Source organism: Legionella lytica (assembly GCF_023921225.1).
GTDB lineage: Bacteria > Pseudomonadota > Gammaproteobacteria > Legionellales > Legionellaceae > Legionella > Legionella lytica.
The window spans coordinates 230,436-252,950 of record NZ_CP071527.1; the positions used below are offsets into that span (position 1 = coordinate 230,436).

A 22,515-nucleotide genomic window follows, 5' to 3' on the forward strand; every position below is an offset into this window, starting at 1 on the left:
CCTGGAGTAAGTAGCATTTATTGCAAGCAATTAGGGCACCCGAAAAAAAAGTAAATAAAACACCCATCTACACGCCTAATCTGTATGAAATACATGAGTTCCTTATGCTATGATAATCGCATTTTAATGTGGCTATTTTTTTTCGTACTCTTTAGCACACAAAGCTTGAGTGTACAGATAAGTTAAGGATGGTTTAATGAAGGTTTTGGTGACTGGCGCCGCAGGTTTTATTGGGTTTCATGTAGTACAAAAATTATGTGAGCGAGGGGATGAGGTTATTGGGATTGATAATCTTAATGATTATTATGACGTGAACCTTAAAAAGGCACGCTTGCAAAAATTAGCTGATTATTCTCAGTTTAAATTTATTCGTATGGAGCTTGCTGATCGAGAGCTTATTGCACAATTATTTGCTGAGCATGAATTCCAACGCGTGATCCACTTGGGGGCGCAAGCCGGTGTGCGTTATTCACTAGAAAATCCACATGCTTATATTGACAGTAATATCGTTGGCTTTATGAATATTCTGGAAGGTTGTCGACATCATCATATTGAGCATTTGTCTTATGCGTCTTCAAGCTCAGTTTATGGTGCGAATAAAACATTGCCATTTTCGGTTCATGACAATGTGGACCATCCTTTAAGTTTGTATGCTGCAACGAAAAAAGCTAATGAATTAATGGCTCATACCTACAGCCACCTCTACCAATTACCCACAACTGGGCTACGCTTTTTCACCGTTTATGGTCCTTGGGGTCGACCGGATATGGCAATTTTTAATTTTACGCGTAAGATTCTTAATGATGAGCCTATCGATGTCTTTAATTTTGGTAATCATCGTCGCGATTTTACCTATATAAATGATATTGTTGAGGGTATAATCCGCGTCCATGATCGAGTGGCACAAGTGAATCTAGAGTGGTCAGGGGAATCTCCTGATCCAGGAACCAGTGCAGCACCTTGGCGAGTTTATAATATTGGCAATAGTAGCCCTGTACCCTTGCTTCGCTATATTGAAGTGCTGGAAGAATGTTTAGGTAAAAAAGCCAAAATGAATTTATTACCTCTGCAGCCTGGTGATGTGCCTGATACTTATGCTGATGTTGATGCGCTAATGCAGGACGTTGGTTATAGACCAGGAACTCCCGTGGAAGTAGGTGTAAAGCATTTTGTCGCGTGGTATCTTGATTATTATGCAGTATCTAAGGGTCAAAATATAAAACAACAAGTCAACATAGAAGTATGATGAATTAGGGGCGACCCATAAAGAATGGATGAAATTTTGATGTTAACATCGGTTGATGAACGAAAACTTGCACTAATCGGTTTAGGCTATGTAGGTTTGCCATTAGCAGTTGAATTTGGCAAAGTACGCTCAGTCATGGGCTTTGATATTAATGAAGATCGCATAAATGAGTTAAAACAAGGACATGACAGTACCTTAGAAGTAAGCCGTGCTGAATTGCTTGACGCGCGCCATTTATATTTAACGGCTAATGTGCAGGAAATTGCTTTTTGTGATACCTACATCATCACCGTGCCTACCCCCATAGATGAACATAAGCGCCCAGACTTTACTCCTTTAATTAAGGCCAGTGAGTTGGTAGGTTCCATAGTGCAATCTGGGGCGATTGTTGTTTATGAATCTACGGTTTATCCGGGGGCTGTGGAGGAAGTCTGTGTCCCTGTTCTTGAACGGATGTCTGGTCTGAAATTTAACCGTGATTTTTTTGCCGGTTATAGCCCTGAGCGTGTAAACCCTGGTGATAAACAACATCGGGTCACTAATATTATGAAAGTAACATCGGGGTCTATACCCGAAGTTGCTGAAATCGTTGATGAGCTCTATAAGCAAATTATTGCGGCAGGAACTCATAAAGTTGAAAGCATTAAGATTGCTGAGGCTGCAAAAGTTATTGAAAATACACAACGTGATTTGAATATTGCGCTGATTAATGAGTTAGCTATTATTTTCAATAAATTAGGCATTGATACCGAGGCAGTGTTAAAAGCCGCTGAGACCAAATGGAACTTTTTGCCTTTTCGTCCAGGCTTAGTAGGGGGGCACTGTATCGGTGTGGATCCTTACTATTTAACCCATAAGGCGCAGGCGATAGGTTATCATCCGGAAATCATTCTGGCGGGACGACGCTTAAATGATAGTATGGGGGCTTACGTTGTCTCCCAACTGATTAAATCCATGGTGAAAGAACGTATTCATGTTCAAGGTGCCCGGGTTTTGGTCATGGGGTTAACTTTTAAAGAAAATTGCCCAGATATTCGTAATACACGTGTTATTGATATTATCAATGAGCTTAAAGAATATAATGTTGCGGTTGACGTGTGCGACCCTTGGGCTGCAGCGGAAGATGTTGCTCATGAATATGGTTTAAGCCTGCTTGAACAACCAGAACAACAAGCATATGATGGGATTGTCATAGCCGTTGCTCACCAACAGTTTAAAGAAATGGGCATTACTGCGATTCGTTCTTTTGGCAAAGCGCAGCATGTACTTTATGATTTGAAATATCTATTCCCCGCTGACCACAGCGATTTACGTTTATAGGAGCAAGATGAGCGAGCGACGATTGTTGTTCATAGTTAATGATGCAGCATTTTTTATCTCTCATCGTTTACCTTTGGCTCTTGCGGCTAAGGAAAATGGATTTGAGGTACATGTCGCTACTCCTAAAGCTCAAGCTAGTGTACAGATTAAAGATGCCGGATTAATTTTTCATGCGATTCCTTTATCCCGCAGTGGTAAAAACCCTATTGCGGAATTGAAAAGTTTATTTGCTTTTTATCGTTTGATGCGTGCAGTGAAACCAGATTTAGTGCACTTAGTCACGATTAAGCCCATTTTATATGGTGGCTTAGTTGCGCGTATGCTGAAAGTCCCAGCAGTTGTGGCTGCAGTTTCTGGCCTAGGCTATTTATTCACCTCACAGCAAACCAAGACTAAGCTATTGCGCCAGGGCGTAAGCCAATTATATAAACTTGCCCTTGGTCATGCTTATTTGAAGGTGATATTTCAAAATCCTGATGACCGCCAAGTCTTTTTGCAAAATGCTACCTGTACAGTGGATCAAACAATATTAATTCGTGGCTCCGGTGTGGATCTAAATGCTTATAAGGCCTTGCCAGAGCGCACTGATAAAATTGTGGTGGCGATGGTTTCACGCTTATTAAAAGATAAGGGTGTGTTGGAATATGTGGCGGCAGCCAAGCAGCTTAAAGCTGAGGGTATTGAGGCACAGTTTTTGTTAATTGGCGACATTGATGAAGGAAATCCAGCCTGCATTGATAAAGAGCAATTAGTCCAATGGCGTAATGAAGGCTTTATTGAACTATTGGGGTTTCGTGATGATGTGGCCCAATTAATGGAGCAGGTGAATTTGGTCGTATTACCCTCTTATCGAGAAGGTTTACCCAAGGTATTGGTTGAAGCTGCAGCATGTGGGCGGGCGGTTATCACCACGGATGTTCCCGGTTGTCGCGATGCCATTGAGCCTAACCAAACGGGGTTACTAGTGCCCGCACGTAACAGCCAAGCATTGGCCTTAACGATGAAGCAATTAATTGAAGATCATGCATATCGCCAACAATTAGGTAATGCTGGACGCGTATTGGCAGAGCGCGAGTTTGCTATAGAGCGGATTGTTGATGCTCATCTTAATATTTACAAAGAGCTTTCTTTATCAACGCGAGGATGTAAATCATGATTTGGGATTTACCCAATTTATTGGTATGCCTCATGATTGTTTTTGCCGCATACTTATTAGGTAAAATTAAGGCCTCGCATGCCTTTTGTTTGGCACTTCTCAGTTTTGTTCCCTTTTGTTTGAATGGGGTATTATTTGATCCTCGTTATATGCCAGATCAGTTTACGTATTGGCATATGCTCAGTGCTATAAGAGATTTTAACTACAACTCTAATTTCTATAATTCACGAGTCACTGAAGCTGCCTATATGTATGCCTTTTTTCCCTTACCTTTTGTCGAAACGGTAAATAGTCTGGGCTTTTTTAATAAGTTTTTAATGATTTCGGTATTTATTTGGGCCTCTGCAGTATTAAGACTACGTGGTTGGGTTTTATGGTTTTTATTATTTTATCCTAGCCTAATTTTATACAGCTCCTTAGGCTTGCGCGATATGTTGATTTGCACGATGATGCTCCTGGCCTTATGGACCTTAATGCGTGGATGGTACGTATTTACGCTTATTTGCCTGATTTTACTGGTGCAAATAAAAATGCAAAACGCATTATTGGTAGTACTCTTTTCTACCATCTATCTTTTTGATAAGTACAGTAATCTGCATTATTCCAAGAAACAATTGCTAGCGCTGCTTACTGTCTTTGGCGCTTTGTTTTATCTGGCGTTTCCCCTTCTGGTTGGCAAAATTGAATATTACCGCTTAAGCATGTATTTAGAAGATGGTGGCCAGTTGGCTGATTACCAAGCTATTGTTAGCGTGGGAGATTGCATCTGGCAGATAGCCTTGGGGTTATTTCGGGCCTTGTTTTACCCTTTGCCGTGGATGGCAAAGACTAAATTGCAGTTGTTACAAGCGTTCGAAAATGTTGCTGTTGTCGGGATTCTGGCTGTGTTTACTTGGCGTTCTTATCAAGTACTACCAAAACAAACCTTAATGTGGTTTTGCTTTTTCCTTTCGGGGATGTGTATGTATGGTTTAATTGTTAGCAATGTGGGTACCATCGTTCGCTATAAATTGCCGTTCATCGTAGTGTATTTAATTTTCCTTAGCTACGAGCGTGTTCGATATAACCCAAAACAACTTCGTCCGCAGTCTTATGCATTGGCTAGTTAAATTATATGAATGCGAATAGGATATACAAATGACTGACCCCAATAAGATTATCCATATTATCACTGGCTTAGAAGTAGGAGGGGCCGAGCAGATGCTCAAGCGTCTTTTACTGTCAGACCCCCATTCTATAGACAATGCATTAGTTATTTCACTCAGTGGTTTGGGTACCATCGGTAAAACCTTGCAAGAACAGGGTTTCACGGTTCATGTATTTAATTTTAATCGCATATCAGCTATTCCTGCTAATTTTTGGGCTTTAGTTAAGTTACTAAAAGCGCATAAAAAGGCAATAATCCAAACCTGGATGTACCATGCTGATTTTTTTGGTGGCTTGGCGGCTCGTATGGCGGGGTGTAGCAATGTGATTTGGGGTATTCGCAATACTTATGTGCCTCGTAATAGCAGGATGACCTATGTGTTAATGCGGTTTTGTGCATTACTTTCTTATATGGTACCTAAAAAAATTATCTGTGTCGCAGAGGCGGCCAAAAGCACCCATGTATCTTATGGATATAATCAGAAAAAAATGTTGGTTATCCATAATGGTTTTGACTTTGCTCGCTTTGATGCGCGACAAATTGATGCAACTAAAGTACGACAAGAACTTGGGCTGGGGGCAGATGAGTTTGTTGTCGGTTGTGTTGGGCGCCTGCACTTGGATAAGGGACAAGATGTTTTTATTAATGCCGTCGCTCTTTTGGAGCGTGTGCATAATCAAAAGGTTCGTTTTTTATTAGTTGGGCGTGGTTGTGATTACAACAATACTGAATTATTAAAACAGCTGGATTCTTTTGGCTTAGCCTCATCATTTCTTTTACTTGGTGAGCGCCACGATATTCCCGAATGTTTGGCGGCTATGGACGTATTTTGCATGCCATCACGTACAGAAGGTTTTCCCAATGGCTTAGGCGAAGCCATGTCTATGGGATTAGCTTGTGTTGCCACTCATGTGGGTGATGCCAAGGTGTTGGCTGGTGATACCGCAGTAATCGTTGCTGCTGATGATCCGATGGCATTGGCAGCCGGATTAACCAAAGTCATTTGTATGCCCACGGAGCAACGCCGATTTTTAGGTGAAAAGGCCGCCATTCGTGTACGCGACCAGTTTTCTATAGACAGAGCTCGGGAACGCTTTTATGCGTTGTATCGGGACATTGAGGAGTTATCTCATTAATGTGTGGATTTTCAGGTATTTTATCTCGAACGGATTGGGCATCTGGGGCAGAGCAATTGTTGTCTGCTATGTGTCTGTCTATTGCACATCGAGGTCCTGATGATCAGGGAATCTGGTTTGATGCTCAAGCTGGCATTGGATTAGCCCATACTCGCCTGGCTATTGTAGATTTATCTCCCGCAGGACATCAACCAATGGTCTCAGCCAATGGTCGTTACATGATTGTTTTTAATGGAGAAATTTATAATCATTTAAAACTTAGAGAAGAACTGGCATTGCCAACTTGGCGCGGTCATTCGGATACGGAAACATTGTTGGCAGGCTTTGAAGCCTGGGGTATTGAACAGACGATTGAACGTAGTATTGGTATGTTCGCGTTTGCCCTATGGGATAAACAGTCACAGACATTAACCTTAGGACGAGACAGGGCTGGCGAAAAACCGCTTTATTATGGTTGGCAGAATGAAGCCTTTCTTTTCGGCTCGGAATTAAAAGCACTCAAGGTACATCCTGATTTTAAAAAAGAACTTAATCCCGATGCTCTAGCTCTTTTTTTGCGTCATAACTACATTCCTGCACCTCATTCAATTTATAAAAACATTTATAAATTAGCTCCGGGCTCGTTCTTACAGCTTTCTTTAAAAACTCCACAGCCAGTAGTGAAAAATTATTGGTCCGCAACTCAGACGGCATTGACGGGTTTTTCCTCTCCGTTCAAAGGGGATGTGCATGAGGCGATTGATGAATTAGAGCGTCTGGCAAAAGATGCGATTGCCCAACAAATGATTGCTGATGTACCGCTTGGTGCATTTCTTTCTGGAGGTATTGATTCCTCCACCGTGGTGGCATTAATGCAAGCGCAATCATCACGACCTGTACGTACTTTTTCGATTGGCTTTCATGAAACGAATTATAATGAAGCAAAGTACGCTAAAGCGGTAGCTGATCATTTAGGAACCGAGCATACCGAGCTGTATGTAACGATTGAGGATGCTTTAGCGGTAATTCCCAAATTATCGACCCTATACGATGAGCCCTTTTCTGACTCATCGCAAATACCTACTTTTTTAGTTTCTGAATTGGCGAAGCAGCAAGTTACGGTAGCCTTAAGCGGTGATGCGGGGGATGAATTATTCTGTGGTTATAATCGTTATACGATGACCTCAAAGTTGTGGAATAAAATTAATAAAGTACCTCTGCCCATACGTAGGGGAGCCGCCACAGTGATGCGGCAGCTCTCACCGCGAACCTGGGATCGTGTTTCCTCGGTTTTGCCCGTGTTGAAGCGTTATTCACAAGTCGGCAGCAAAGTGCATAAAGGTGCTTATGTCTTGGCCAGTGCTTCGGTGAATGAAGCTTACCGTCGCTTGGTTTCTCATCATGATAAGCCTTACTCTTTATTAGTTTCTGAAGGCGTTGAGCCTGACGTGTTTATGGACCAACATCATGCTGATTTATCCCAGCTTGATGATGTCAATCGAATGATGGCCATGGATTTTGTTTCTTACTTGCCTGACGATATTTTAGTTAAAGTCGATCGCGCGGCAATGGGGGTATCTTTGGAGACACGCGTCCCATTTTTAGACCATCGCCTAATTGAATTTGCCTGGACCTTACCCTTGTCGATGAAATTACGCGATGGGCAAAGTAAATGGCCGTTACGTCAATTATTAGATCGCTATGTTCCTCGCACCTTAATCGAACGTCCGAAAATGGGTTTTTCCATTCCGTTATCAGAGTGGTTACGAGGCCCTTTGCGTGAGTGGGCCGAGACATTGCTCAATGAGCAACGCCTACAAAAAGAGGGTATTTTCAACTCCACAGCAATACGCTTGATGTGGCAACAACACCTACATGGCAAAGGCAACTTCTCCGCACTGTTATGGAATATCCTAATGTTTCAAGCCTGGTGGGAAGCCCAATAAAGCTTCATTTCGCCTCATGAGTAGGCTGGGCTGAAAAGTCCAGCAGCACAATGCTTATCCGCACTGTTATGCAATATCTTCATGTTTCAAGCCTGATGGGAAGCCTAATAAAGTTTCATTTCGCCTCATGAGTAGGCTGGGCTGTAAAGCCCAGCAGCACAACGCGTGCCACTTTCCAATGCTGGGCTTTACAGCCCAGCCTACATAGACAAAGAAGGAATTTTCAAGACAACGTCGAAGAAGAAGGTTTAACCCGCACTCGCGCATCAAAAAACTTCCGCAACAGACCAACTACAAAGGAAAACTTAATCAACAACAAATTTAACAACACCGAACTCAGAGAAATAAAACCAATCTTCAAAATCCAAGTGAGTTTATCATCCGGTCTCGCAAGCAAACCATTCAAGGTAGCAACCGTCAGCAAAGAAAGTAACACTACAGGCAGCAAATCCACGCATAACCAACGCAGATGAGTATTCTTTATAAAGCGACGATGCACAAATGCCGTCCAGATAAGAAAGAAGCTAATGTTCGCTAAGAACCATACCTTAGCCGCACCAATCATCCCAAAGTGCAGTGTTGCCCAGATGATAGACGGAATTAGCACCAAGGCAAAACAGGTATTGCCAATCAAATGCAAACGCATCGTGCCATTCGCATACTGTAAGTAATAGGGAAAGGTCGTAAATGCCAAGGCTGCATTTCCAAGAGCATACAAACGTAAGACCGGTGCCGTTGCTGTGGCCACACTAAGGTTATTCGTCCATAACCAAAGCACTTGTTCTGGAAAAAAGGCTAAAACAATACTGGCCGGAATCGTAATTGACGCAACAAACTGCGTGGCTTGACGATACAAAGTAAGCAGCTCCTTATCTTTACCTTCGGCCTTCAATTTAGCCAAACGAGGTTGTAGTACCATACTAAAGGGTGCACTAAAGAGCATAACCCCACTGGCAGCCAGAACCCCTAAAGTAAAATAACCATACTCGGTAAGGGATAATAATTTAGAAAGAATCAATTTATCCGTTTGTGTGATGACTATCCAAATAGAGGAAGTTACCGCAATACTTAATGCAAAAGGGAGAATTGGTTTGATGCTCGCTACTAGAGCAGCAAGTCTCCATGAGAGTTTTTGTCCCTGAGGTAGGCTTGGAAATTCGCGAATGGCTTTGCTGGCAAGGAAGACTAACTCAAAAAGCGAGATAATGATTTGATAAAGAAAGAATAAAAAGGGCGTGGTGCCTATATAGATTAAAACCAATAAGACGCCCAAGTAGCGTAATGTAGTAAAGACCCAGGTGTAATAACTTAACCACACAAAACGTTCCGCACCGATTACCGTATAGCGGTATAAACCACACATCCAGCGTAAGCCGATACTGGCGGCCATTAATTGTAAGGCAACTTGGATTTCATGGGCGGGTATGGTTTGTGCTTGTAGCCAGGAGTGAGATATGTACGGAGCCAGTAAAAATAAGCTCCCTGCACCAACAAACATAATAATGAAAAACAGTAACTGCAGTACTCGCAATAATTCGCGGTAGTTTTGTGCACTGATAGCACCCGCTCGCATGCGTGCGGTTTCGCGAGAAATACTGGGACTTAAACCTAAATCAAGGACATTGAACCAACTTTGTAACGCGGTAAAAAAACCAACTAGTCCATAAGCCTCTGCCCCCATGTATTTGAGGTATAGAGGTAAGATGAGTATGCCCGCCAAGGTCATATAAATTTGACTGGCATAATTTGCAATAAGGTTTTTTTTAAAACTCACTTCAATCCTGGCTTGCGAAAAGTCGATTACATACTGCCTGCACTAAGGGATGATAATACGTAATTTTTCCTTTCTGTCAACAGCCACTAAAGCCTATTCTTTGACAAAGGAAGCATTAGTATTTAGTATCCCGCCTACATTCTTTTTCGTTAATCCATGACTGGAGTAGTGAACGATGCAAACAGAAGGCGTTGGTGATAACCGTGATCTCAGTATGATGGACATGTTACGTATTTTTTATCAGAACAAGGTATTGATTGGTTTATGCACCGTACTCGGTTTCGCATTAGGTTGTGCGGCTATTTATTTTAGTAAGCCAGTCTATGAGGCTAAAATTAAACTAATTTCGGCAAGTGAAGGGGAGATTGCGGAACTTAATCAAGGGCGATCTTGGGATAATTCACCCTTACAGCCGCTCACGGTTAAAGACGTTAATCATGTGTTTAATGACGTTTTACAATCAGAAGAAGCGAAACACTATTTCTTTGAACATTATTATCTGCCTGCATTACCTGCAAGCGTAAAAGAAGGGCGTACTATAACTCAACTGTATACAGCTTTTTCGCACATTTTTGCCGTTGTTCCCGATCCGAAAAAAACGAATGACCGTTTTCTAAAATATACAGTCGCAATTCAGGGGAGCGATGCCAAGCAGGTAACAATATGGCTAACGCAATTTATTAGTGTTGTAAAGTCACAATCTCTAAATGCTTTATTAAAAGACATGCAGCAGCAGAATGCCGTGGTGGTAAATAATTTGCGTCATCAAATCGACATTGCACGCAAAACAGCGCGCGCTAAACGCCAAGACCGTATCACCCGGTTAAAAGAGAAAGTTCACACGCTGCAGTTAGCGAGCGCTCGCACCTTTTGGGATGATGAAGCAATAATGAATGATGCCAATGAATCTCCATTCACTATGGAAATGATGCAGGCGGAAATAAAAAATTTATCCAAACGAACATCGGATGATGCCTTCATTCCTAACTTACGTGACTTGCAAGCAAAACTCTCATTTTATCAGTCATTTAAGATTGATGTAGATAAGGTTTCAGTGTTCCACGAAGATGGTGTTCTGGCCGTCCCCGTCGATCCGATTGCCCCCAGGAAAAGATTAATGCTTATGGTGTCTTTAGTTTCGGGAATGTTTGTAGGAATCCTCTTGGTTATGCTGCAAATAGCCTGGCGTAAAAATACAGCGAACATAGCCCGTATTAGTTGATACGGGTTTCATCCACAATCTCCTATGTATTTATTTCCATCACTACCGTATTTTTTACGGTAGTGGCAAATTCTCTCTTTTACTAAAAAAGATAGGGCTGCACAATATGAAATGGTTCCTGCCTCCGTAACCAACTATAAATTAGAGCGTGATCAGTTTTACTCAAAAGCGAGATTTTTTGTTTCTCAAAGCGATATTTCCTTCATCAAAGCTTCAAAGGAACGTGATGATGAGTTAAAGTTATCGATGAGTATACGATAACAAAAAAATTACCGCGGCTTGCCGCGGTAATTCACTCTTTAGATGAAAATAGGTATCGGAGGTCTATATTTTAATAATTTCCATGCTATTAGTGCCCCCCGGAGTACCAATTGCTCGACCACGCGTTAACAAAATAAACCCTTTCTTCTCTATATGTTGAGCCGCAAGTAATTCATTAATAACTTGTTGGTTTAAATTTTCTGCCGTAAATCGATGATAATCCATAAATACCGGTACCACATTCTGCACCAAACTAAGACGACCAATAGTGCGTTTATTTGCTGAAATAGCAATAATCGGTACGGTACTTTGTTGTCTGGAAATCCATACTGCGGTATCTCCAGATTCGGTAAGGGTTACAATTGCCTGAATCGGAAAATGATTCGCCGCATGCATGGTTGCCATCGCAATTGCTTGGTCAGCACGTTGGTAATGACAGGTTTCAGAAGTGCTATCATAATAAAAACTTGCATGCTTCTCCGCACTCAAGCAAATCTTATTTACCATGGTTAGTACTTTTACGGGAAATTGCCCACTGGCTGTTTCTGCTGAAAGCATTACCGCATCGGTTCCATCTAAGATGGCATTGGCCACATCGGAAACTTCAGCACGAGTTGGTTGGGGATTGCTAATCATGGATTCCATCATTTGCGTTGCAGTAATCACCACTTTATCCAAACGACGGGCCTGACCAATAATATGCTTTTGAATTGCAGGCACTTCTGCGGCACCCACTTCAACCCCCAGATCACCACGTGCAACCATGATGGCGTCAGATTCTTGAATGATTTCTGTCAAACGCGCTAAAGCTTCACTACGCTCAATTTTGGCAATGATAGGGGTAGGAAGTCCACCATATTCTCGCATTAAAGCCCGTGCGTTGCGGATGTCTTCGGCATCCTTTACAAAGGATAGACTGATGTAATCTACTTGTGCTGCTAGAGCAGTGCGTAGATCTTTTTTATCTTTTTCAGTTAAGGTACGGGCTGCTAATCCTCCGCCTTTTCTATTTAAGCCTTTCAGATTAGTTAAGACACCACCCTCAATAACAGTGCAATGAATTTTTGAGCCGTAAATTTGTTTTACTTGTAATTCAATTAAACCATCATTAATAAGTAAAAAATCACCTGGAGCCAGTTCCTTATCTAAATTAGGATAAGCTACCGAAACCCAGTGTTCATCGCCTAATTCATTGGTTTCTTCACAGTCCAAAGTAAAATCTTGCCCCTCATGCAGGGTAATGGACTTCTCTTTAAAGCGGCCTATGCGTATTTTCGGGCCTTGTAAATCGGCCATCACCGCTAGAGGCAGCTGTAATTCCTCGGCAATTTGACGCACTAAGGCAATCAATTCGATGGCAGAGGCATCCGCATGCGAAAAGTTGATACGTACCACGTCAACCCCAGCGGTTAACATGGCGCGAAGTGTTACAGGGTCATTACTAGCTGGCCCTAAAGTGGCAACGATTTTAGTCTGACGTAACATGCTGAGCTCGCTCCTGCAAAATAGCAACAGCTGGTAGTGTTTTGCCTTCCAAACACTCCAGAAATGCCCCACCGCCTGTGGAAATATAAGATATCTGCTGATTAAGATCGTACAAATCAATCGCAGCTAAAGTATCACCACCACCAGCGATTGAAAATGCATCGCTTTCCGCAATGGCAATTGCTAAAGCACGGGTGCCATAAGCAAATTGGGCAAACTCAAAAACACCAACAGGCCCATTCCATATGATGGTTTTGGCTTCATTAATAATGTCTACATAGTCACTGACGGTCACAGGCCCAATATCGAGAATCATATCGTCAGCGGCAACATTATGCAGTGATTTGTTATAAGCTGGGCAGGTTTCGCTGAATGTTTTGCCAACTACAACATCGGTAGGTAGCGGGATCTTGCAACCTTTTTCTTCTGCTAACTTCAGGATGGCGCGTGCTTCATCCAGTAAGTCTTCTTCATAAAGTGATACCCCAATTTCAAAGCCTTGGGCTTTAAGGAATGTATTGGCAATACCGCCTCCAGGGATTAGGTAATCGACCATGCCTACTAATTGGCGCAATAAGGTTAATTTTGAAGACACTTTAGCGCCACCAACAATAGCCACAATTGGTTTTTGTGGCGCTTTCAGCACTTTTTTCAGCGCATTGAGTTCTTTAACCAATAAAGGTCCTGCTACTGCAACCGGAGCAAATTGAGCTACCCCATAGGTAGATGCCTGGGCTCGGTGTGCGGTACCAAAAGCATCCATGATGAACACATCACAAAGGTTGGCTAGTTTTCTTGCCAGTTGTTCATCATTACTTTTTTCACCGAGATTAAAGCGGACATTTTCACAAACCACTAACTCACCAGGACGAGCATCCACTCCATTGAGATAATCGGTAACAAAATGGACTGGGTAATTTAAGTTTTGCTTTAAATATTCCGCAACAGGGGCTAAAGAAAAGCGTTTTTCAAATTTGCCTTCTTCTGGTCGGCCAAGATGCGATAGGACCATCACTGCAGCCCCAGCCGCCAACGCGGCCTCCAGGGTTGGTAAGGCTGCTTGCAAGCGCTGGTCGCTTGTAATTATCCCGTCTTTGATTGGCACATTCAAATCTTCACGAATTAGCACTCTCTTACCAGAAAGTTCTATATCGTTCATTTGGATCAGATTCATTATTATCTCCGCAGGGGGTTTAGCAGTTCATCATCTTATGCGCTGTATCTAACATACGATTGGAGAAACCCCATTCGTTATCATACCAAGCAACTATTTTTACCAACTTACCAAATACTTTAGTTTGCGTAGTATCAAAAATAGCTGAGGCAGGATTATGATTGAAATCAGAAGAAACTAAAGGCTCATCATTGATTTTCAATACATGGCTTTGTGCTTTACTCACAATAGCATTTACTTCATCAACAGTTGTTTCACGATTGGCAGTGAATGTTAGGTCAATTACCGAAACGTTAATTACGGGCACACGCATTGCAAAGCCATCAAGTTTTCCTGCTAATTCAGGTAAAACCAATCCTACAGCCGCCGCAGCACCTGTTTTTGTCGGAATAATATTATGCGCTGCAGCACGAGCACGGTGCAAGTCTTTATGACTACCATCTAAAAGTACTTGGTCATTTGTGTAGGCATGTACGGTATTTAATAAGCCATGTTCAATACCTAGAGCGTCATTTAATGGTTTAACTACTGGAGCTAAACAGTTTGTGGTACAGGACGCATTAGAAACTACCAGGTCACTTGCTTTAAGCAGGTGGTCATTAACGCCATATACAATCGTGGCATCAACATTTTTACCTGGGGCAGAAATTAACACTTTTTTCGCTCCAGCGGTAATGTGTTGCATTGCTGATTCGCGATCAGTGAAATGTCCGGTACATTCAAAAACTAAATCAACATTTAATTCTTTCCAAGGCAGCTCTAATGGGTTACGTTCAGCAATAATCTTAATCGCATGACCATCAATAATCAGCATATTGCCTTCAGTGGTTACATCACAAGGAAAACGGCCATGGGTTGTATCATGGCGGGTTAAATGAGAGGTTACTTCAATCCCTGATAAATCATTGATCGCAACGATTTCAAAGTCATTTTGTCGGTTGTATTCAAAAATAGCTCTTAGAATACAACGGCCAATGCGGCCATAGCCATTAATCGCGACACGTATAGTCATACTACTTCTCCTTTGCTGCCCTTAACTCGCAGCGGTTGTACATTATAATTAGTTTGAGTTTGCCGTTAATGTTTCTAATGTTTTAACGATGCGCTCCACGGTGATCCCTAAAGCATCATAGGCTTTGGTTGCTGGAGCTGAGACACCAAAGCGATCAAGGCCAATGACTGCACCATTTAACCCAACGAATTGATACCAATAAGCAGAACTTGCTGCTTCAATTGCAATGCGTGTTTCAACATCTTTAGGCAACACTTGGTTTCTGTAAACTAAATCTTGCGCTAAGAATCGTTCTGCACAGGGCATGGAAACAACGCGTACTTTTAATCCTTGCGATTTTACTTGTTCTGCAGCTGCAAGCGCTAACTGCACCTCTGAACCAGTAGCAATCAAAATTGCATCAGGATGGCCATCACAATCAACAATGATGTAGCCACCTTTTTTAATCAATTCGACAGCATTTTCCTGATGAGGTAAGGCGGGTAAATTTTGTCTGGAAAGCAGTAATGATGTTGGGCCATTATGATGTTCTAAGGCTGTTTGCCAGGCTATGGCTGTTTCCATTAAATCTGCTGGACGCCAAACCATCATATCTGGAGTCATACGCAACATTGCTGCATGTTCCACCGGTTGATGGGTCGGGCCATCCTCACCAAGGCCAATAGAATCATGTGTGAATACATAAATAACACGCTGCTTCATTAAAGCGCTTAAGCGTACCGCATTACGGGCATAATCAGCAAAGACCAGGAAGGTTCCTGCATAAGGAATAAACCCGCCATGAACCGCTATTCCATTCATGATGGCGGCCATCGCAAACTCACGTACGCCATAGTATAAGTAATTGCCGGAGAAATCTTCGTGGTTGATGGCCTTGCTACCTGACCAATCCGTATTATTGGAGCCAGTTAAATCAGCAGAACCACCTAACATTTCGGGTAAGAGACTAGCAAAATGCTCGATGCATTGTTGTGAGGCCTTACGCGTTGCAATCGCTTTTTCATTTTGTAGGCATTGAGTTAAAAATGCTTGGCTATGACTTTGCCAATCATCGGGAAGATCGCCATTAATACGGCGTAAAAATTGATAGTGTTCTTGTGGATGTTGTTGTTGGAAATCATGTAATAGACTTAACCATTCTTGCTCATCACGTTCTCCTTGCTCCACGTGGTTCCACTGTTGATAGATGGTTTCGGGAATTACGAAGGGGGCATGATGCCAGTGGAAGAATTCGCGAACTTTTTCAATATCTTGAGCACTTAATGGTGAGCCATGTGATTTCTCACTACCGGCAACGGAGGAGCCAAGGCCAATGATGGTATTACAGATAATGAGTGTTGGTTGGCTGGTATTAGCACGTGCTTGCACAATCGCGTGTTCAATTGCAGCCATATCATGGCCATCAATGGCTTCAATTACCTGCCAATTATAGGCTTTAAAGCGAGTAGCGGTGTCATCGGTAAACCAGGAATCAATCTTACCGTCGATGGAGATGCCATTGTTATCATAAAACGCAATAAGTTTACCTAGTCCTAGAGTTCCAGCTAAAGAACAGGATTCATGAGAAATCCCTTCCATTAAACAGCCATCACCTAAGAAAACATAGGTATAATGGTCAACCAGGTCATATTCGTCTTGATTATAATGACTGGCTAATGCTTTTTCTGCTAGTGCCATACCTACTGCATTTGCTAAACCTTGCCCTAGTGGCCCGGTTGTGGTTTCCACTCCCGGAGTATGTCCCAACTCTGGGTGGCCTGGAGTTTTCGAGTCTAACTGACGGAAGTTTTTAAGCTCGTCAATAGATAGATTATAGCCTGTTAAATGCAACAAAGAATAAAGTAACATCGAACCATGTCCATTAGACAAGACAAAACGGTCGCGGTTAAACCAATGTGGGTTTTTCGGGTTATATCGTAAAAACTTTTTCCACAATACCGTTGCAATATCAGCCATACCTAAAGGCATTCCAGGGTGGCCTGACTGGGCTTGATCAACTGCGTCTACGCTCAAAATGCGGATGGCATTTGCTAATTCTTGTGACAAGTTCATGTGCTCTCTTCATGCGCTGAGTTTGGTGCGCTATTGTCGCTCAGAAGACATGAATCAGCAAGAAAACCAGCTCATTTTTAATCATTCTTTTATGGGCTGTCCCGAAAAGAATAGTTGAAGTTGTACTGGGATTTAGGATATAACTGTTAAATGTAAGTACAAATGACGATTTTAGAGGCAGGGGAGTGTATTTATAAACATGTTAATTTTACTTATTGTGTAATTTTTGATACAATCGGAACACATTTTTATCTTGCTAATTCGTTTTTATGCACCATAATTATGTAGTTATTTGATATCCATTAAGTTATTTCGGACATCATGAATCCAGTTATTAGACGATTACAAAATACACTGTTTGCCAATTACCCACTTGGGATTGACGACCCCAACCCTGAGAATTGGACCTTCTCTGAGTCGCTCCGGGGACTTGGGGTCGATTTTTATCGCGAAATTATCCCCTCTCATCTTATTTTAAATATGGAATATAGTCTGCTTGGACAGCAGATTCGGATTAATTTATTAGGTGAGCAACTCGTTTCAGAACAACAATTGGTTGAGCAGTTGATTTCCGCTATTTTCTTAGCAGAATTATTAGAAGAGGTTTATAAACATTATCTAATAGTTCCGCGGGAAGTGGAGCGTTTGCGTACCCAGAAAATGCTTTATCGCGAAATTTTAAGCGAACTTAAGCATCCTCCTCCGGAACCTGTAAGTGATGAGAACAATGCCATCGACGTAGGCAAGTCTTTTTCACAGCAAGTACGCCTGCGCACCCTTGATGTTAACCTATATCGTTTATTGTTAGTGCGTTCTAAGCGTGCCTTAGACGTAATTGCCGCCTTAGATTCCAGTGCCGAGTGGTACCGCCATATTATGCGGGATTTAGGACATTGCACTGATCCGTTCTTACCTCATTTAGCGTTCCTCTTTTATGCGCCACGTTTAGCGGTAAATCTTGGTTTACTGATGAAACATCTATTGCCTGGATCTTGGATGGAGCAACCAGAAAAAGATTTAGGTTGGCAGGTACGCCTGCAGGGCCAATTATTGCGGCGTTGGTTTGAGTTAGGTAATGACATTGCCTGGGTTGGCTTAGGTTATGTTAATGGTTATCTTCTCACAGGTGCTTATGCTCCAGTTGCAGCTTATCTGTCCATTGCCTTTTTTGGCTATGATGTTGCTTTAGCGGCGATACGCGCTTACATTGAGCTCAATCGAGTGTATGAGATGCGCCGTCAATATCAACAAATGTTTGATAGTGCTGGCAGTGATGCAGCGCGAGAAGAAATAAGTCAGCAGTTACGGGTTTTAGATCAACAAATAAATTTTGAGTTATTGCGTTTTAGCTCCCATGTTGCGACCACTACCGGTATTTTCTTGGCTATGGGGTGTGGAGCTCCTTTCTTTGCCACAACTCCTGCTATTGCCGTTGTCGGAGCAATTTGTCTCGTGGTAATTTGTTTAATCAACTTTGCTTTAGCGCCGGTTCTTATCCAGCAAAGACCCGCGGACATCATTGAAGTACCTAAAGGTGGCATAAATAAACTTGGCTTTTTCGCCACAAAAGAGCAACTATCAGATGCGCTCGTAGATGATGAAGATAACCATCTTAATAACCCTCCTCAGCTCTAGAGCCTTTATCAATTGAATGCTATGCTTTTGTTACTTACACTAATTTTAAGGTAAAGCATGTCAGCGCCAGTTGGATTACCACAATTTAGCCATATTGATACAGAGCGATTTAAAACGCATCTTGAAGGAATGTTAAAGAATCATTTAGAGCAAGTAGATTTGCTCATCAAGAATAATCATTACTACACCTGGGATAACCTAATGTATCCCTTGGAAGATCTGGATGATGAGTTAGAGCGTTTCTGGTCGCCATTCTCTCACCTACATTCAGTGATGGATTCTCCGGTATTACGTGATTGTTATGATGAATGTTTGCCTTTACTTTCCGCATATGAAGCGGCGATGGGGCAGAATCATGATTTGTATATGGCAATTAAATCAATTGATACGCATGCTTTAAATGCCGCTCAGAAAAAGCTAATTGCGGACAGCTTACTTGGTTTTGAGTTGTCAGGGGTTGCCCTGGAGCCACAGCATAAGAAGCGCTTTGAAGAAATTCAAACGCGTTTGGATGAGTTATCCAATCAATTTGAACATAATATTTTGGATGCCTCTCAAGCGTTTACGATACATATCACCGATCCTCAACGTGTAGCAGGAATTCCGGAGCATGCATTAAATACCGCCAGAGAATTAGCTGAGGAAAAAGGCCTTGACGGCTATATATTCACATTAGAAGCCCCGAGCTATCAAGCTGTTATTACCCATGCGGAAGACCGCGCTTTGCGTGAAGAGATATATCAGGCTTATGTAACTAGAGCTTCGGATCAAGGGCCTAATGCGGGTAAATTTGATAACACAGCGAATATGAATGAAATACTCGCTTTACGTCATGAGCAAGCGAAGCTTTTAGGATTTCATAATTATGCGGAATTATCATTAGCCACCAAAATGGCTGATTCCACCACACAAGTCATGGATTTCATGAATGATTTGGTAAAACGCGCGCATCATCAGGCCGAAGGAGAGCTTGCCGCTCTCAAAGATTTTGCCGCAAGCAAATGGAGTTTTGAGCCCTTACAGCCTTGGGACATAAGTTATTTATCTGAAAAAAGAAGGCAGGATTTATTTACCTTATCTCAAGAAGAGTTACGCCCTTATTTCCCCCAGCCTAAAGTGATGCAAGGTTTATTTGATTTAGTGAAAATCCTTTATGGTATGACCATTCAGGAAATTAAAGGGGTGGATGTATGGCATAAAGACGTGCAATGTTATTGTGTTGTTGATGAGCACGGACAAGTACGTGGTTACGTGTATACTGATTTATTTGCACGGCCCAACAAGCATAGTGGTGCTTGGATGGACTCCTTACAAAGCCGAAGAAAATTAGACGATGGCAGCATCCAATTACCTATTGCCACCTTAACCTGCAATTTCGCAAAAGCATCAGCGAATAAACCAGCAATGTTATCTCATGATGAAGTTGAAACCTTATTCCATGAATTTGGTCACTGTTTGCATCATATGTTAACGCAAGTTGATTACCTTGGGGGTTCGGGTATTAATGGTGTGGAATGGGATGCCGTGGAATTACCCAGCCAATTCTTTGAAAACTGGTGCTGGGAGAAGAGTGCTTTAGATGTACTCACTTCTCATGTAGATACCCAGGAGCCTTTGCCTGAAGCGCTTTACGAACGATTAATAGCCGCTAAGAATTTTCAATCAGCAATGGCGACATTACGGCAAATGGAGTTTAGTTTATTTGATTTTCGTATCCACCAAGAGTATCAGCCCAATAAAGCATCCTTTGTCACTGATATCTTGGCGGATGTACGCTCTAAAGCCTGTATTGTACCGGTGGTTCCCTACAGTCGCTTCCAACACAGCTTTAGCCATATTTTTGGTGGTGGCTATGCCGCGGGTTATTACAGCTACATCTGGGCTGAAGTCCTTTCCAGTGACGCGTTCTCCCGTTTCGAAGAGGAAGGAGTACTCAATCCACAGACAGGCCATGACTTCCTACATGCTATTTTAGAAGTAGGCGGTTCCAAAAAAGCGGCAGAAGCTTATCAAGACTTCCGCGGACGTCCAGCAACTGTGGACGCCCTATTGAGACACAAGGGCATCCAAGGCTAAACCCAACCAACCTGCATCCAGGCAAATCAAACGTAGCCTGGATGCAACGAAGTGTAATCCTGGAACAATAAGCGCAGCGAATTCCTATTCTTTTATTATTTACATGCCACAAGAACAATTTTTTATTGTCATTTTAAATGATCATGCCAATCTTTTTATATTTTATGTTATAATTAAAGTGTACAAATTGGGGGCGACCTGGCTTCGACGTGGGTTGCAAAACCAGAGGTGCATGCCGAGAATGAGATCTCTCGTAAATCAGGCTCAAATAAATATAAATGCAAACGATGAAAACTTTGCTGGTGAAGCTATCGCTGCCTAATCCGTAGTTATAGTAAGCCACTGTGTACTGGCCTATAAACCCGGTATCCCGTTGACCGAGCTCGCTTATTGGTATCGAATCAACGGTCATAGAAGATAAGCTAGTGTCTTAATTTATCCCGAATTAAGATTACGAAATTCAGGGAATCGCTGTGTAGAATCCTGCCCGTCGGAGAATGCACAGTTAAATTAAAAGACAAGGCTACGCATGTAGAGCTGAAGGCAGAGGATTTGCGGACGCGGGTTCGATTCCCGCCGCCTCCACCAATTAAGCCATTGATTTACAAGTATTAAATAAGTTTTTCATCATGTCATGGCACCATAGCGGCACCATTTTGTATTATTTGATGGGCCTAAGAGCTCCTGACTTAAGTTGATCATCAATCCATTTTTTGGCTTTGTTAATTATATATTCTTCTGCTTCTTCTATTGTCTTGTGTACATCACCGAGAATTTGCTGATCAATGCTTTCCTTTGCATGTATAGTAATCCATGCATTTGAGCCATAAGAACCATTTTCACCATATACTGACCAACTAATATCACAATTTTTATAAAGTTCATTTCCATCTTTTCGCATACTCATATATGAATTCCTTTTAAAAAAATCATAATCACTACTAATTATAGTCTGGTTGAATAGTAAACAGTTAGCATGGTTATCCTAAGTGACGGCTCCAGTCATGGACAGTGCGGTATCCTGATTGTAATGAGCTGTCTGGTATCCATCGGCCATAAGTTTTAATGACCATTTCTACGTCTACATGACCTAATTGTTTAGATACCCACATGATGTTTTCTCCTTGAGATAGCATCATAGAAGCATAAGTATGCCGGGTCTGATAGGTATTACGATAACGAATGCCTGCTCGTTTTAAAATATGCATCCATTGTGTGCGGCGAATTTGCTGTGAGGTTTCCCATGGTTTATCGGTTTGAGGGTTATAAAAAACTCTTCCTTTATAAGCAAAAGTGTATTGTTTTTGTTGTTCTAACGCATCTAGTGCTGGGGGCAATAACATTACATCCCGAATGCCTGCTTCTGTCTTCGGACCTTTAGCTTCTTTGGCAACTATGGTTTCCTCTACATGAATGATCTGGTTTTTCCAATCGATGTCTTCCCATCTCAAGCCGCTCAACTCCGAAACGCGTAGCCCTGTGAAAAAAGCAAATTGAAATAAAAGCCGTACTTGCCCTTCAGATTCACTTAATATTGCCTTTATCTCATCAACACTGAATGGATCAGGCTTGTAATCACTTTTTTTAGTTTCTTTGTTAAGCAGCTTATCAACAATAATGCTATTGAGCGGATTTTCTTTAATATATTGATCTACTAATGCTTGTTCAATAACAGCACGCAGAGGGGGCAAAATATTTGCCACTGTTTTGGTGGTGCACTGTAATCCTCGAATCCACTTTATCAAACATAGGCAATAGATGTCCCTCGCAAACACGCTTGTAACCTCGATAAGTACTTGCCTCTTTTGTGGATTTTGCTTCTGCTAAAAATTCACGCTGCAATTCACCGATAGTGATTTTTGACTGAACATGTCCAAAAATATGAGCGCGTTTT

The 22,515-nt window shown here is 42.0% G+C and carries 16 protein-coding genes and 1 other RNA gene; 10 read left to right on the forward strand and 7 right to left on the reverse strand.

Annotation, left to right across the window (positions count from 1 at the left end; translation table 11 throughout):
• The first annotated feature begins 196 nt into the window (after positions 1–196).
• From J2N86_RS00915 to asnB, 6 genes are read left to right on the forward strand one after another with little or no spacing between them, the layout of a single operon-like run.
• On the forward strand, positions 197–1,246 hold the full coding sequence (locus tag J2N86_RS00915; protein WP_252580332.1) for an NAD-dependent epimerase: 1,050 nt from the start codon (positions 197–199) through the stop codon (positions 1,244–1,246).
• Positions 1,247–1,285: 39 nt separating this feature from the next.
• Positions 1,286–2,566 carry a Vi polysaccharide biosynthesis UDP-N-acetylglucosamine C-6 dehydrogenase TviB gene (tviB, locus tag J2N86_RS00920; RefSeq protein WP_252580333.1) on the forward strand — a complete coding sequence of 427 codons (1,281 nt, stop codon included), beginning with the start codon at positions 1,286–1,288 and terminating at the stop codon, positions 2,564–2,566.
• 7 nt (positions 2,567–2,573) lie between these two features.
• Positions 2,574–3,722: a glycosyltransferase family 4 protein gene (locus tag J2N86_RS00925; RefSeq protein WP_252580334.1), complete on the forward strand. Its 1,149-nt coding sequence runs from the start codon at positions 2,574–2,576 to the stop codon at positions 3,720–3,722.
• Positions 3,719–4,831: a hypothetical protein gene (locus J2N86_RS00930; RefSeq protein ID WP_252580335.1), complete on the forward strand. Its 1,113-nt coding sequence runs from the start codon at positions 3,719–3,721 to the stop codon at positions 4,829–4,831. The genes J2N86_RS00925 and J2N86_RS00930 overlap by 4 nt, the downstream gene beginning before the upstream one ends.
• A 28-nt stretch (positions 4,832–4,859) precedes the next feature.
• Entirely contained in the window at positions 4,860–6,005 is a 1,146-nt protein-coding gene (locus tag J2N86_RS00935) for a glycosyltransferase family 4 protein (RefSeq protein WP_252580336.1), read from the forward strand.
• A complete protein-coding gene (gene asnB, locus J2N86_RS00940; RefSeq protein WP_252580337.1) occupies positions 6,005–7,930 on the forward strand; it encodes an asparagine synthase (glutamine-hydrolyzing) in 1,926 nt (641 codons plus the stop codon). The genes J2N86_RS00935 and asnB overlap by 1 nt, the downstream gene beginning before the upstream one ends.
• A gap of 223 nt (positions 7,931–8,153) precedes the next feature.
• On the opposite strand, the gene J2N86_RS00945 is transcribed toward asnB, so the two are convergent.
• Positions 8,154–9,704, reverse strand: a complete 1,551-nt coding sequence (locus tag J2N86_RS00945; protein WP_252580338.1) for an oligosaccharide flippase family protein — start codon at positions 9,702–9,704, stop codon at positions 8,154–8,156.
• A 175-nt stretch (positions 9,705–9,879) separates the two neighbouring features.
• Between J2N86_RS00945 and J2N86_RS00950 the strand changes: the two genes are divergently transcribed.
• A complete protein-coding gene (locus J2N86_RS00950; RefSeq protein WP_252580339.1) occupies positions 9,880–10,926 on the forward strand; it encodes a Wzz/FepE/Etk N-terminal domain-containing protein in 1,047 nt (348 codons plus the stop codon).
• 324 nt (positions 10,927–11,250) lie between these two features.
• Here J2N86_RS00950 and pyk read toward each other — a convergent pair whose 3' ends face one another.
• From pyk to tkt, 4 genes are read right to left on the reverse strand one after another with little or no spacing between them, the layout of a single operon-like run.
• Positions 11,251–12,672 carry a pyruvate kinase gene (pyk, locus tag J2N86_RS00955; protein WP_252580340.1) on the reverse strand — a complete coding sequence of 474 codons (1,422 nt, stop codon included), beginning with the start codon at positions 12,670–12,672 and terminating at the stop codon, positions 11,251–11,253.
• A complete protein-coding gene (locus tag J2N86_RS00960) occupies positions 12,656–13,846 on the reverse strand; it encodes a phosphoglycerate kinase (protein WP_252580341.1) in 1,191 nt (396 codons plus the stop codon). The genes pyk and J2N86_RS00960 overlap by 17 nt, the downstream gene beginning before the upstream one ends.
• A 19-nt stretch (positions 13,847–13,865) precedes the next feature.
• Positions 13,866–14,858 carry a type I glyceraldehyde-3-phosphate dehydrogenase gene (gene gap / locus J2N86_RS00965; protein ID WP_252580342.1) on the reverse strand — a complete coding sequence of 331 codons (993 nt, stop codon included), beginning with the start codon at positions 14,856–14,858 and terminating at the stop codon, positions 13,866–13,868.
• A gap of 48 nt (positions 14,859–14,906) precedes the next feature.
• Positions 14,907–16,910, reverse strand: a complete 2,004-nt coding sequence (tkt, locus tag J2N86_RS00970; RefSeq protein ID WP_252580343.1) for a transketolase — start codon at positions 16,908–16,910, stop codon at positions 14,907–14,909.
• 321 nt (positions 16,911–17,231) lie between these two features.
• Here tkt and J2N86_RS00975 point away from each other — a divergent pair, with 321 nt between their 5' ends.
• From J2N86_RS00975 to ssrA, 3 genes are all read left to right on the forward strand, one after another.
• Positions 17,232–18,545 (forward strand): hypothetical protein, encoded by a 1,314-nt coding sequence (locus J2N86_RS00975; protein WP_252580344.1) that lies wholly within the window; start codon positions 17,232–17,234, stop codon positions 18,543–18,545.
• A 57-nt stretch (positions 18,546–18,602) separates the two neighbouring features.
• Complete coding sequence (locus tag J2N86_RS00980; protein WP_252580345.1) at positions 18,603–20,621, forward strand: M3 family metallopeptidase; 2,019 nt, start codon at positions 18,603–18,605, stop codon at positions 20,619–20,621.
• Positions 20,622–20,810: 189 nt separating this feature from the next.
• Positions 20,811–21,209: a transfer-messenger RNA gene (gene ssrA / locus J2N86_RS00985) on the forward strand.
• A 73-nt stretch (positions 21,210–21,282) separates the two neighbouring features.
• On the opposite strand, the gene J2N86_RS00990 is transcribed toward ssrA, so the two are convergent.
• Both J2N86_RS00990 and J2N86_RS00995 read right to left on the reverse strand, forming a co-directional pair.
• Complete coding sequence (locus tag J2N86_RS00990; RefSeq protein ID WP_252580346.1) at positions 21,283–21,528, reverse strand: HlyU family transcriptional regulator; 246 nt, start codon at positions 21,526–21,528, stop codon at positions 21,283–21,285.
• Between the two features lie 73 nt (positions 21,529–21,601).
• A complete protein-coding gene (locus J2N86_RS00995; protein ID WP_252580347.1) occupies positions 21,602–22,366 on the reverse strand; it encodes a site-specific integrase in 765 nt (254 codons plus the stop codon).
• Between the last annotated feature and the right edge of the window lie 149 nt (positions 22,367–22,515).

Coding starts and splice junctions, on each gene's coding strand:
- J2N86_RS00930 (WP_252580335.1), top strand. CDS start 3,719: ATGATTTGGGATTTACCCAATTTATTGGTATGCCTCATGATTGTTTTT.
- tkt (WP_252580343.1), bottom strand. CDS start 16,910: ATGAACTTGTCACAAGAATTAGCAAATGCCATCCGCATTTTGAGCGTA.
- J2N86_RS00980 (WP_252580345.1), top strand. CDS start 18,603: ATGTCAGCGCCAGTTGGATTACCACAATTTAGCCATATTGATACAGAG.
- J2N86_RS00925 (WP_252580334.1), top strand. CDS start 2,574: ATGAGCGAGCGACGATTGTTGTTCATAGTTAATGATGCAGCATTTTTT.
- J2N86_RS00935 (WP_252580336.1), top strand. CDS start 4,860: ATGACTGACCCCAATAAGATTATCCATATTATCACTGGCTTAGAAGTA.
- J2N86_RS00950 (WP_252580339.1), top strand. CDS start 9,880: ATGCAAACAGAAGGCGTTGGTGATAACCGTGATCTCAGTATGATGGAC.
- J2N86_RS00915 (WP_252580332.1), top strand. CDS start 197: ATGAAGGTTTTGGTGACTGGCGCCGCAGGTTTTATTGGGTTTCATGTA.
- tviB (WP_252580333.1), top strand. CDS start 1,286: ATGTTAACATCGGTTGATGAACGAAAACTTGCACTAATCGGTTTAGGC.
- asnB (WP_252580337.1), top strand. CDS start 6,005: ATGTGTGGATTTTCAGGTATTTTATCTCGAACGGATTGGGCATCTGGG.
- J2N86_RS00990 (WP_252580346.1), bottom strand. CDS start 21,528: ATGAGTATGCGAAAAGATGGAAATGAACTTTATAAAAATTGTGATATT.
- J2N86_RS00975 (WP_252580344.1), top strand. CDS start 17,232: ATGAATCCAGTTATTAGACGATTACAAAATACACTGTTTGCCAATTAC.
- pyk (WP_252580340.1), bottom strand. CDS start 12,672: ATGTTACGTCAGACTAAAATCGTTGCCACTTTAGGGCCAGCTAGTAAT.
- gap (WP_252580342.1), bottom strand. CDS start 14,858: ATGACTATACGTGTCGCGATTAATGGCTATGGCCGCATTGGCCGTTGT.
- J2N86_RS00960 (WP_252580341.1), bottom strand. CDS start 13,846: ATGAATCTGATCCAAATGAACGATATAGAACTTTCTGGTAAGAGAGTG.